General features: G+C 39.9%; 10 protein-coding genes. 8 read left to right on the top strand and 2 right to left on the bottom strand.

Annotation, left to right across the window (positions count from 1 at the left end; genetic code table 11):
• Positions 1-9: 9 nt before the first annotated feature.
• A complete protein-coding gene (locus tag F938_RS15475) occupies positions 10-1,107 on the bottom strand; it encodes a helix-turn-helix domain-containing protein (protein WP_004829600.1) in 1,098 nt (365 codons plus the stop codon).
• 249 nt (positions 1,108-1,356) lie between these two features.
• On the bottom strand, positions 1,357-2,349 hold the full coding sequence (gene lipA, locus F938_RS15470) for a lipoyl synthase (RefSeq protein WP_004829599.1): 993 nt from the start codon (positions 2,347-2,349) through the stop codon (positions 1,357-1,359).
• 362 nt (positions 2,350-2,711) lie between these two features.
• Here lipA and F938_RS15465 point away from each other — a divergent pair, with 362 nt between their 5' ends.
• The 8 genes from F938_RS15465 to F938_RS15430 all read left to right on the top strand — a co-directional run bounded on the left by F938_RS15465 (position 2,712) and on the right by F938_RS15430 (position 12,272).
• A complete protein-coding gene (locus F938_RS15465) occupies positions 2,712-3,674 on the top strand; it encodes a thiamine pyrophosphate-dependent dehydrogenase E1 component subunit alpha (protein WP_004829598.1) in 963 nt (320 codons plus the stop codon).
• A 15-nt stretch (positions 3,675-3,689) separates the two neighbouring features.
• Positions 3,690-4,709 carry an alpha-ketoacid dehydrogenase subunit beta gene (locus tag F938_RS15460; protein ID WP_004829597.1) on the top strand — a complete coding sequence of 340 codons (1,020 nt, stop codon included), beginning with the start codon at positions 3,690-3,692 and terminating at the stop codon, positions 4,707-4,709.
• 1 nt (position 4,710) lies between these two features.
• The gene (locus F938_RS15455) at positions 4,711-6,276 is read left to right on the top strand and encodes a 2-oxo acid dehydrogenase subunit E2 (protein ID WP_005033212.1); all 1,566 of its coding nucleotides are present in this window, start codon (positions 4,711-4,713) and stop codon (positions 6,274-6,276) included.
• A 10-nt stretch (positions 6,277-6,286) separates the two neighbouring features.
• On the top strand, positions 6,287-7,687 hold the full coding sequence (gene lpdA / locus F938_RS15450; protein WP_005033210.1) for a dihydrolipoyl dehydrogenase: 1,401 nt from the start codon (positions 6,287-6,289) through the stop codon (positions 7,685-7,687).
• Between the two features lie 11 nt (positions 7,688-7,698).
• Complete coding sequence (locus F938_RS15445) at positions 7,699-8,484, top strand: acetoin reductase (RefSeq protein WP_005033207.1); 786 nt, start codon at positions 7,699-7,701, stop codon at positions 8,482-8,484.
• Between the two features lie 122 nt (positions 8,485-8,606).
• A complete protein-coding gene (locus F938_RS15440; RefSeq protein ID WP_005033205.1) occupies positions 8,607-9,665 on the top strand; it encodes a 2,3-butanediol dehydrogenase in 1,059 nt (352 codons plus the stop codon).
• A 542-nt stretch (positions 9,666-10,207) separates the two neighbouring features.
• Complete coding sequence (locus F938_RS15435; RefSeq protein ID WP_010590958.1) at positions 10,208-10,693, top strand: DUF4189 domain-containing protein; 486 nt, start codon at positions 10,208-10,210, stop codon at positions 10,691-10,693.
• Between the two features lie 394 nt (positions 10,694-11,087).
• Positions 11,088-12,272: a TonB-dependent receptor gene (locus F938_RS15430; protein WP_005033200.1), complete on the top strand. Its 1,185-nt coding sequence runs from the start codon at positions 11,088-11,090 to the stop codon at positions 12,270-12,272.
• Positions 12,273-12,366: the final 94 nt, after the last annotated feature.

Here is a 12,366-nt window from a genome sequence, read left to right as displayed (position 1 = left end):
CAGGTCAGGTCAAAGCAGTTTTAAAAAACGATCACGGTGTTGGCTTTCCTGTGGCAATAACTCCAGTACTCGTTGTATGGCATCAATTCGTTCTGGCATATGGCGAATAATTTTGAGTAATGGATCAATATCTTGCATTTGATAGATCAAATGACTTAAGCGAGCATCGAAACAGTCTCGCCATGTGGTCAATAATGGACTTTCTGATTTTGCGAGGAAACTACCTTTGTACAATGAAAATGTGCTGGCTAGAAAACCAGCATTGAGTGACTGTTCTGCTCGGATAAAGTCAGTTTGAATTTCACAAATCAGTTTGTAGGGACGTGATAAAATACAATTCGGAAGCAAGGTTCTGAGTTGTGACATTTCTGCCTTTAAGGTTTTTTCACTGATGTCACGATCGCCATACAGTGCATAATGCAATTCATCTAAATTTATTCCATCTGGATGCAAAATGAGAATGCACAAAATTTCAATTTGTCTGTGAGTCAGTGTTAGAAGTTGTTGATTGAACTGTACTTTAGGTGTACCAAAAACTTTCAGATACAGCATATTTTTTTGTTCAAACTGGATTGCGCGTTGAACCAATTCGGCACATCGCTCGACAGCCAATACACCAAGCGAGGTATGTTTTTTATATTTGGTGGATAAATTAATAATGCCGTGAAATTGACCAGAAACAGGGTCAACGATTGGCGCTGCATAACAAACCCAATCTTGTACGCTATTCATTTGATTTTCATGAGAATACACACAGCTGGAAATATGATTATTCAGCGCTAGACCGATTGCATTGGTACCAACAGCTTGAGTTGACCAATGACCCCCTTCAACAAAATGGACTTGTTCTGCGGACGAAAGCATAGAACGGCTACTCCATGTCCATAATAATGTTCCATGATGGTCAGTGATCCCAATCGCCATTTCTGAGTCATCTGCAATTTTCAATAAATCTGCATAGTTATGTTGGATTGAACGGCGAAATAATGATTGTTCCTGCTCCATGGGCAGGCTTAAAAGTGGCGCAGCATTCATTGGCGCGATATTGAATAAATGTGTGGTTTGTAATGTTGATGTTTGATTACGCGATTGATTCAATAGCTTCATATCATATTCCTTTATGATGCGCGGTTATCGCCATTAATATGTTGTATTCATTGTATAGTTTGGTTTTGACATCACATTTAAGACATATTAAATCCAGCAAAATGATGGCATTAAAATTCGGGTATTTTTGTCTTGATCTGCATCCACTTTAAAATGTCAGGGCTCAATTTAAAATGAGTTTTCTGCGCATAAATGTTAAATAAAGTTACCCATCCAAAGCTATTCAACTTTGATCAAAGATGCTGAGTTTTAGCCACTTTTTAAGATATTTTCACGTTTAAATGGCTGAGGAACAGGCTCGCCTTTATATTGACGATCGGCAAAGTAACTCGAACGCACCATAGGTGCACTCCAGATATTTTTAAATCCTAATAATTGTCCATGTGTCTGATAATGTTCAAACTCTTTCAACGACACAAAACGGTGAATGGGGGCATGGGACTTTGACGGCTGTAAATACTGACCAATCGTCACATAATCAACCAAATGATCACTGAGATCATTGAGTAGAACAATGACTTCTGCTTCTACCTCTCCCAATCCCACCATCAAACCACATTTAGTCGCGATATCAGGACGCAAATGTTTAAACTTTTTAAGCAACTCAAGAGAATGTTGATAGTCAGAGCCTGGACGCATTGCCCGATATAAGCGTGGTACAGTTTCAATATTATGATTAAATACATCTGGTGGTGTTTCACTGAGAATTTCAAGTGCAAGATCTAGCCTGCCACGAAAGTCAGGAACTAAAATTTCAATCAATGTATCTGGGCTACTTTGGCGAATTTCTTGAATACAGTCGACAAAATGTTGCGCGCCACCATCTTTAAGATCATCTCGATCTACAGAGGTAATCACCACATATTTCAAATTTAAGTTTTTAACAGTTTCCGCCAAATGTTTGGGTTCATCAGGATCTAAAGTATTTGGGCGACCATGCGCAACATCACAAAAAGGACATCGGCGTGTACAGATGTCTCCCATAATCATAAATGTTGCTGTTCCACCTCCGAAGCATTGCGGTAGGTTGGGACAAGCGGCTTCTTCGCAGACAGTATGCAACTTTTGTTGGCGTAATAAGTCTTTAATGCGTTGTATTTCTTCTGGATGGCTGATTTTGGCACGAATCCATTCTGGTTTCTGAGGGATTTGTTCTGTAGTGATGATTTTAACTGGAATACGTGCCAGTTTATCAGCACCTCGTAATTTTTCACCTGTGGTGATTGAACGCTTTAAATCCATTTTAAATAGTCCATTAAATGAAATAATAAATATAAAGTGACATTTTTATTTAATATGTCAACTATATTTATAATATTTTAACTGTGAATAAATATATGCAAAATACTAATATTATAAAATAAAGGTTGGTTAAAGGTTTGGTTTTTTAAGTTTTTGAAAATTATAAAAAATTACAAATATTTTTTGATTTTCAAGTCATTGTTTTTAATGTTTTTTAGTGTTGGATTTAAACTAATTTTTTTTAGTCTAATATTAATTTTTATTGAAATAATTTTATATAAATATACAGGTTTTAAATACCGATTTTTAATTTTAAATATCTGGTTTTTTACTTCTAGACGTGAACATTAAGGATTAAGGATATGCAATTAACGGAAGAGCAATTGCTAGCAGCATACCGACGGATGCGAGATATTCGTGAGTTTGAGGATCGACTGCACGATGAAAACAATACAGGTGATATTCCCGGCTTTATTCATCTTTACAGTGGTGAAGAAGCTGTAGCCGTTGGAATATGTGAAAACTTGACGGACAAAGATTTTATTACCTCAACACATCGTGGGCATGGGCATTGTATTGCCAAGGGCTGTGATATTCACGGGATGATGTTGGAAATTTTTGGCAAAGATGATGGGCTTTGTCGAGGTAAGGGCGGTTCAATGCATATTGCTGACTTAGACAAAGGCATGCTTGGCGCCAATGGTATTGTGGGCGGAGGACCTCCTTTGGCAATTGGTGCAGCTTTGACTGCTAAAACTTTAAAAACAGGTGGAATCGGTTTGTCTTTTACAGGTGATGGAGGCTCTAACCAAGGTTTAACTTTTGAAGCCATGAATATGGCAGTGGTCTTAAAATTACCTGTTATTTTTGTTTTTGAAAACAATGGTTTTGGTGAAGGCACAGCACATGACTATGCCGTTGGTAGCAAGGATATTGCGGGTCGTGCAGCTGCTTTTGGCATGCCTGCTGAAAAAGTTGATGGTACAGATTTCTTTGCTGTTTATGAAGTCGCTCAAAAAGCCATTGAGCGTGCACGTCGTGGCGAAGGTCCGAGTGTGATCGAAACCATTACCAATCGTTTTTACGGGCACTTTGAAGGTGATCCTGGCTTAATTCGTTCAAAAGAAGAACTTGATTATGTCAAAGAGCATAAAGATCCACTGAAAATTTTTCGTGAAAAAGTCAAAGGGAAAATAGAGGACGCCAAACTGGATGCGATTGATGCAGAGTCAAAAGCCAATGTGGATGCAGCGGTAGCAAAAGCACGTGCAGCCAATTATCCAGAAGCTTCTCAACTTCTCACTGACGTTTACGTCTCTTACTAAAGGAATAGTAAAACAATGCCAAATAAAAGTTATCGAAACGCGATTAAAGAAGCGATTGAATCAGAAATGCGTCGTGATCCCACGGTGATTGTGGTAGGTGAAGACGTACGTGGTGGTCATGGTGGCAAAAACACAGATGACAATAAGCTTGAAGGTTTTGGTGGTGTGTTGGGTGTCACCAAAGGTTTATGGACTGAGTTTGGTTCAGAACGTGTAATTGATACGCCAATCACTGAGTCAGCCATTATTGGAATGGCAGCAGGTGCCGCAGCAACAGGTTTACGCCCTGTAGCAGATCTGATGTTTATGGATTTCTATGGCGTTTGTCATGACATGTTATATAACCAAGCCGCTAAATTCCGTTATATGTTTGGTGGAAAAGCCAAAGCACCCTTAGTGGTAAGAGGCATGATCGGAGCAGGTTTTTCTGCGGCTGCTCAACATTCACAATCACCTTACAACGTGTTTGCCGCTGTGCCGGGTTTAAAAGTGGTTGTACCATCCAGTGCTTATGATGTGAAAGGCTTGCTGATTCAAGCCATTCGGGATGATGATCCAGTGGTTTTCTGTGAACATAAGTTGCTTTATGACATCAAGGGAGAAGTGCCAGACGAGTCATATAGCATTCCATTTGGTGTAGCCAACTACACACGTGAAGGGACGGATATTACCATTATTGCGTTGAGTTTAATGGTACATCGCGCCAATGAGGTTGCTGATAAATTAGCAAAAGAAGGCATTTCTGTTGAAGTCGTTGATCCACGTACGATTTCACCTTTGGATGAGGATGGGATTTTAGAGTCAGTCGCGTCTACAGGTCGTGTGGTCATTGTGGACGAGTCGGCTGCGCGCTGTGGTTTTGGGCATGATGTTGCTGCATTGATCGCGCAAAAAGGTTTTCATTATTTGAAAGCACCGATTGAGTTGGTGACACCACCACATTCTCCTGTACCTTTCTCACCCGTTTTGGAAAAAGAATGGTTACCAAGTGTAGAGCGTATCGAACAGGCTGTACGTAAAACGTTGGAGGCTTAGGATGAGCGAAATCAAAACTTTAGAAATCCCAAAATGGGGTTTGTCCATGGAAGAGGGGACGATTGCGCAATGGCTGATTGAAGAGGGGACGCCATTTAGCAAAGGACAAGAAATTTGTGAAATTGAAACCACCAAAATCGTCAACGTGCTTGAAGCGCCCTTTGATAGTACTTTGCGTAAAATCATTGCCAAAGCAGGCGATACTTTGCTGGTGGGCGGATTAATTGCGATTTGTGCTGATTCACAAGTTTCAGATGCAGAAATTGATGCTTTTGCCCAATCTTTAACGGGCACATCGACAGTCAGTGAAAAGCAATCCCATACAAATGCATCAGAAAGAATATCAGAAAAAGTATCTGCGACTCAGGTTGAAACAACAGTCGCTACTGTGACTCAACCGAATAATTTGACTGAACAGAATAATGCTGTAAATACTCAGAAATCTATTGCTCAAGGTGGTTATTCAATTCCCGTCGTATTGCAAGGTTATCAACAGCGTGAAGAGATTTTTGCGACACCGCATGCTTTGAAATTGGCTGAAAAGCATCAGGTCAATTTGGCAAAAATTACTGGTACAGGACGACAAGGGCGTATCAGTGTCCATGATATTCAACAAGCCGTTCAAGCTGCTGGAGGCTCATGGCCAGATATTCGCCAGCAAGCCAGTGCTAAAGCAGCGAAATCTAAAGCAGATGACAGTCTAGTGTTAGCAACACCTGTTGCACGCCGTTTAGCTAAACAATGGGGCATAAATCTGCATGATTGTCGCGCATCAGGCACCAGAGGTCGAGTCTGTAAAGAAGATGTAGAAGCCGTTTATCAGCGTGAAAACCCTGTACAGACACAAAAATGCGATCAGGACAATATAACGCAATCAGCAAAACCTACCACAATTGCCATGAACGGTATGCGTAAAGCCATTGCATCACGATTACAGGAAGCAAAACGTAATGCACCACATTTCCGTTTAACTGTAGATCTCAATGTTGAAGCAATCCAAGCGTTACGCCAGCAAATCAATAGCACTGTCCCCCAAGTGAAGTTGTCGATTAACGATATGCTGATTAAAGCTGCTGCCGCTGCTTTGATGAAAGTACCGCAAGTCAACGTACAATATGATGAAAAGAATCAACAGATTTTACAGTTTGCACAAGCCGATATTTCAGTTGCAGTGGCGATCGAGAATGGATTAATCACACCGATTATTAAAGCGGCCGATAGTAAGTCTTTGGCACAAATTTCAAATGCAATGCGTGATTTGGCGACACGTGCCAAAACTGGAAAATTAGCGCCTGATGAATTTCAGGGGGGGAGTTTCAGTATTTCTAATTTAGGCATGCTCGGCATTCAGCAATTCGATGCCATTATCAATCCACCTCAGGGTGCAATATTGGCGTTAGGTGCAGCAGAAAAACGTGCGGTCATTGAACAAGACTCGATTGTGATTCGTCAAATGGTTACCGCAACCTTGTCTTGTGATCACCGTGTGATTGATGGTGCATTGGGGGCGCAATTCTTGGCAGCATTTAAGCAGTTTGTTGAAAATCCTGCATTGATTTTAGTGTAGGAGATTAAATATGTCAGAGACACAATTTGATCTTATCGTGATTGGTGCAGGTCCAGGTGGTTATGTTGCTGCGATTCGTGCAGCACAGCTGGGCTTAAAAACCGCAATTGTTGAAAAACAACATTTGGGTGGGATTTGCCTCAATTGGGGGTGTATTCCCACGAAAGCATTGTTAAGTGGAGCAGGATTGGCGCAACAGTTTAAACATTCGGAGCAATTTGGTTTTCGTTTGGGTGCAGTTGAGTTTGATATTCAGCAATTGGTTCGACATAGCAGACAAGTTTCAGAGCAATTGGTGCAGGGTATTGGACAGTTGTTGAAGAAAAATCAAGTGACAGTTTTTAATGCAACTGCACGATTCACTGCCAAACAACAGTTAGAGCTGACTGATACGCAGGGACAAAAACAACAGATTTCAGCACCACATATTATTGTCGCAACAGGTGCTAAAGCCGCCAACTTAGCGCATATCCCTGTAGATGGTGAGCAGGTGTGGAGTTATCGAGAAGCCTTAGTTCCTACACAATTACCTCAATCCTTATTGGTGATTGGTTCTGGGGCAATTGGAAGTGAGTTTGCAAGCTTATATCAAGACTTGGGCTGTCAAGTGACTTTGGTGGATATAGCCAAACAGATTTTACCCAGCGAAGACCTTGAGGTTGCTCAATATGTACAAAAGCAATTTGAACAGCAAGGAATGAGGGTTTTAACAGAAGCTGCTGTACAAAAAATCGAACGGGATCATGACTTGGTACATTGCCATATTGAAACTGTACAAGGGGTGCAAGTTGTGACTGTCGAAAAGGTGCTTTCAGCAATAGGTGTTCAACCGAATACACAGCATTTAGGTTTAGAAGCACTGGGGATGGAGTTTGAACATGGTTTTATCAAAGTCGATCCATGGTGCAAAACCAATGTTGCTGGTGTTTATGCAATCGGTGATGTTGCTGGTGCACCGTGTTTGGCACATAAAGCTAGTCATGAAGCTATTTTATGTGTGGAAAAAATTGCAGGTCTTGAACATGTACATGCACTAGATCGTACTCAAATCCCTGGTTGTATCTTTACCCATCCGCAAGTGGCGAGTATCGGTTTGACTGAACAGAAAGCCAAAGCAACAGGATTGAATATCCATGTCGGTAAGTTTCCATTGCAAGCCAATGGTAAGGCATTGGCGTTGGGTAAAACGGCAGGCTTTGTTAAAACCATTTTTAATCAAGAAACGGGTGAGTTGTTGGGCGCACACATGGTTGGGCACGAAGTTACTGAACATATTCAAGGCTTTGCTATTGCCAAATATTTAGAAGCTACAGATGAAAGTCTAGCGCAAGTAATTTTCCCACATCCTACTTTATCTGAGGCGATGCATGAGTCGGTCTTATCGGCAATGCAACGTGCAATCCATATCTAAGGAGTCACAATATGCCTAAAGGTTTAAACAACAAAGTTGCACTGATTACAGGTGCAGGACAAGGAATAGGACGAGGCATTGCCTTACGTTTGGCACAAGAAGGCGTACATATTGCACTGGTGGATCTTCATCAAGAAAAGTTAAATGCTGTGCAACAAGAAATTGAAGCATTGGGTGTAAAGGCCACCACATTTATTGCCGATATTGCTGATCCAATACAGATTAGTGAAGCTATTGCGCATACAGAATCATCTTTAAATGGTTTTGATATCATGATCAATAATGCTGGCATTGCGCAGGTTAAAGCTTTAGCTGAAGTTACACCCAGCGAGTTTAACCAAATCATGAATGTCAATGTGGGTGGTGTACTTTGGGGAATTCAAGCCGCAGCGAATAAATTTAAACAACGACAACAGCAGGGAAAAATTATCAATGCCTGCTCGATTGCAGGGCATGAAGGTTTTGCTTTGTTGGGTGTCTATTCTGCAACGAAGTTTGCTGTTAGAGCATTGACACAAGCTGCTGCCAAGGAGTATGCCAGTGCAGGTATTACGGTCAACAGTTATTGTCCGGGAGTCGTGGGAACTGATATGTGGGTCGAAATTGACCAACGCTTTGCTGAAATCACAGGCGCATCTGTAGGTGAAACTTATAAGAAATATGTTGATGGCATTGCTTTAGGTCGAGCTGAAACCCCAGATGATGTGGCTGCTTTGGTTGCCTTTTTGGCAAGTGAGGATGCAAATTATATTACTGGTCAATCAATTTTGACTGACGGTGGCATGGTTTATCGTTAGAGTCTGAGGACATTTCAATGATGTATTGGGTGATCGGTTAGAACGACATAAACAAAGCATGAGATGCAGATAGTGGCGATGTCTTGGTTAAGTTTTCTATTATCTTTATAAGGAATAGTTCTATGAAAGCGGCACGTTTTTATGACAAAGGGGATATTCGTATTGAGGATATTCCAGAACCTCAAGTCCTTCCCGGAACTGTGGGGATACAAGTCGCATGGTGCGGCATTTGTGGTACAGATTTACATGAGTTTATGGAAGGTCCGATCTTTATCCCACCTTGTGGGCATCCGCATCCAATTTCTGGCGAATCTGCACCTGTGACCATGGGGCATGAATTTTCAGGTGTGGTCTATGCGGTCGGTGAGGGAGTAGAGGATATTCAGGTGGGGCAGCATGTTGTGGTCGAACCTTATATCATTGCAGATGATGTACCCACGGGCCCCAATGATCATTATCACTTGTCAAAAAATATGAACTTTATTGGTTTAGGTGGACGGGGTGGTGGTTTATCGGAAAAGATCGCTGTACAACGACGCTGGGTTCATCCGATTTCTGACAAAATTCCATTGGATCAAGCTGCACTGATAGAACCTTTATCTGTAGGGCATCATGCTTTTGTGCGAAGTGGGGCAAAGGCTGGTGATATTGCTTTGGTCGGTGGTGCTGGTCCCATAGGATTATTACTTTCTGCAATTTTAAAAGCCAAAGGTTTAACAGTCATCATCACTGAACTGAGCGCTAAACGTAAAGAAAAAGCTTTAGAAGCAGGTGTTGTGGACTATGTGCTTGATCCATCACAAGTGGATGTGGTGGCAGAAGTGATGAAACTGACTCAAGATAAAGGCGTAGATGTTGCATTTGAATGTAGTAGCGTCAATAAAGTCATGGATACTTTGGTTGCAGCCATGAAGCCTACAGGTGTGGTGGTGATCGTGTCAATTTGGAGTCATCCTGCCACTATTAATGTGCATAGTGTGGTGATGAAAGAATTGGATATTCGTGGCACGATTGCTTATGTCAACGATCATCAAGAAACCATACGTTTGGTTGAGCAAGGTAAAATTAATCTAGAACCATTTATCACTCAACGCATTGCTTTAGATGATTTGGTATCGCAAGGATTTGAAACTTTGATTCATAACAATGAATCTGCGGTAAAAATTATTGTACATCCTTAAAGGGGTAAAAGCACTTGAATAGACAACAGCGTCTTTGAACAATCAAACTGTAATGATCAGCTATCAATCCTATAGATATTAAAACGGTCTTCTCCCTTTGGGAGAAGATAAAGGATGATGGGCTTTTATTTGTTGAATGATGCTTTGAAACCAGTTTATAAAAGTGATGAATGGTGTAAAAAGCAAAATGACTTAAATGGTTAAGTGAGATTTGATTCATCAGATTGAGATAAAATATGAGAGAAATTGTGCGTATATTTCCATAATTATGAATTTAAAATTAAATAAATTTTAAATAAAAAAGCTAAAATTTTTATGAAATTATTTTTTTAAATATGATTAAAAGACATTAATTATCAAAAATTAATATGAATTTTTAAATTATTTTAAGTCAATATTTCAAGTAAATAATCATGATATTTATTGAACAAAAAATAATCTTGGGTGAAAATGCTCATGCTTAAAATGAAAAAAGAGGGAAGCTTATGTGGATATTCTTGAATCAAAAAATAAAGTATTTACTGTCGATATGCAGCCTATTAATGTTCAGCAGTTTAAGCCATTTGGCGTGGGCTGAAGGTAATTGTCCTCAGGGTATGTATCCAGTGGGTGGGCAGGGTGTCATGGGATGCGCACCAATTCCTAATTACGGTGGTGGAGGGGGTGGCTATCAAGCGCCAACTTATTACACTTATGCTGTTGTCGGAGCAATTGCTTCAGGCAGTAATGGGGTAGTTGGACATTCTTTCGCTAAAGTATTCCGTGGAGATCTCCGTGCAAAAGCTGTAAAAGACTGTCAGGAAAAGGGTGGAACGCACTGTGAGGTTTGGTTTACTTACCAAGAAACCCAATGCGCTACCGTCGGTCAAGCGAAGGGCACAACCAAATTATATGGACAAGTCACGGGTAGAGATCATACATTTAGAAAGAAATTTGGACGTGAGAGTGTGTTATCACAATGCCAACGTGACGGTTTTAGAAAAGATCAATGTGAGGTCGTTTACGAGCGCTGTAGCGGCATCATGTAATACTAAAATGTATTTTTTTTTAAAGAGACTGACAAAGCCAGAAATATAAAAACTGAAAACTGATCAAAAAGTTCAAAATCAGTATTTTTAGAATCTTATGTGCATTGTCAGCTTATACAGTATTTTTCTATTAAAATTATAAAACCTTAAAATATGATCTGGGTTGATAAACAAGATGATCATCCTTGGTACACATCTTTCAATATTGTAATTTTTGTTTAAATATCGACTTATAACTTGAATATTCATTTAAAAAAATAAAGTATTTTGCATGATTTAAATATAATTAGCATAAATTAAACACACTTTGTAAATGCTGACGACATAGTTTCAGCATTGTTTGTCTTGTTGAATTTGTTCATTTTCTTAGCAGGATAAACAAGGAAGTAGAATAATGAAGAAGGCACTCTTAATTTTGGGATCAATGGGTATGTTAGCGAATATGCCTGTTTTAGCAGCTGATTTAAGTATAGGCGATCCTAAAACAGAATCAGGGGAACTGAAACTCACAGGCGCAATTCGAACACGCTATATGTACAAAGATTATGTTGTCGAGGCAAATGAGGGCTCTAAAAATCAGGATTGGCAACTTGCAGATATTAAAGCTGTTTTGAGTTATGAAAACCCCAATTGGATCGCTTCGATGGATGTTCGCTGTTATCAATACAGTCGTTTATGTGATGCTTGGTTTTTAAAAGATGCATGGGCAGGCTATAAGTTTTCAGATCAGCAGCGTTTGTCTGTCGGGTTTCAATCTGTAGATTTTGGTTTTGGTCGATTATGGGGCAATAGTTATTATGAAACATTGCTGAACACTGTGGGTTTTGAAGACATACAAAATCTAGGGCTAAAATATCAATTTAAAAATGATCAATACAATTTTAATTTAGGTTTCTATCCTACTGATGGTGGAAATTATACAGGCACATCCAAAGATGCAAGTCGATACAGTGGCAATTTTGTTCAAGCAGATGATTTAAGTCAGGGTACAGATATTGAAGAAAAAAATATGTGGATCACACGTTTGTCTAGAAAGTTTGATTTGGACAAATCACAAAACTTTTCGACTGAAATCGGTGGTTCATATTGGTATTCAGAATTGGAAAACAACCGAACTCAACAAGATGGACATCGTCGTACATGGGCTGTATTTAACACCTTGAACTACCAAGCATGGCAATGGCTATTTTTGGCAGGTGAGCAAAATATTAACAATGCGGACAATTTGCTACCAAATAGTTCGACTATGGGAGCCTTCGATTATCCATACCAAGTGGCAAATAAAGGCAAGTTTATGTCTAATGAAATTAATTATACATTGGCACAGCCTTTTCATCAGTTGGAGAATATAAAACCTTATTTGGCTTATAGTCGCTACTTTAAAGATCAAACAGGTTACCAAGATTCAGATCGACTCACCGCTGGGGTGTATTTTAACTACAAAGCAATTGGCATTCAGGGCGAATATATTTGGAGTCGCAATGATCCGATGACTGGAGGCGGTGCAAACGGTCTTGCACAGGGAGAAAGTAATCAGTGGAATAAATTGTTTTATTTATCACTAGGCTATTATTTCTAAACAAAGCATGACCATTGGGCCAGCTTTATCCAAATAAGCTGGCTTTTTAATTGAACTGAGGTTTAAAGAGAGTGATGTTTAATTGATGCCTATT

The sequence above is a fragment of the Acinetobacter bereziniae LMG 1003 = CIP 70.12 genome (assembly GCF_000368925.1).
GTDB classification, from domain to species: domain Bacteria; phylum Pseudomonadota; class Gammaproteobacteria; order Pseudomonadales; family Moraxellaceae; genus Acinetobacter; species Acinetobacter bereziniae.
This window is presented reverse-complemented; position numbering and strand designations above follow the sequence as displayed.

Coding starts and splice junctions, on each gene's coding strand:
- F938_RS15475 (WP_004829600.1), bottom strand. CDS start 1,107: ATGAAGCTATTGAATCAATCGCGTAATCAAACATCAACATTACAAACC.
- lipA (WP_004829599.1), bottom strand. CDS start 2,349: ATGGATTTAAAGCGTTCAATCACCACAGGTGAAAAATTACGAGGTGCT.
- F938_RS15465 (WP_004829598.1), top strand. CDS start 2,712: ATGCAATTAACGGAAGAGCAATTGCTAGCAGCATACCGACGGATGCGA.
- F938_RS15460 (WP_004829597.1), top strand. CDS start 3,690: ATGCCAAATAAAAGTTATCGAAACGCGATTAAAGAAGCGATTGAATCA.
- F938_RS15455 (WP_005033212.1), top strand. CDS start 4,711: ATGAGCGAAATCAAAACTTTAGAAATCCCAAAATGGGGTTTGTCCATG.
- lpdA (WP_005033210.1), top strand. CDS start 6,287: ATGTCAGAGACACAATTTGATCTTATCGTGATTGGTGCAGGTCCAGGT.
- F938_RS15445 (WP_005033207.1), top strand. CDS start 7,699: ATGCCTAAAGGTTTAAACAACAAAGTTGCACTGATTACAGGTGCAGGA.
- F938_RS15440 (WP_005033205.1), top strand. CDS start 8,607: ATGAAAGCGGCACGTTTTTATGACAAAGGGGATATTCGTATTGAGGAT.
- F938_RS15435 (WP_010590958.1), top strand. CDS start 10,208: ATGTTCAGCAGTTTAAGCCATTTGGCGTGGGCTGAAGGTAATTGTCCT.
- F938_RS15430 (WP_005033200.1), top strand. CDS start 11,088: ATGAAGAAGGCACTCTTAATTTTGGGATCAATGGGTATGTTAGCGAAT.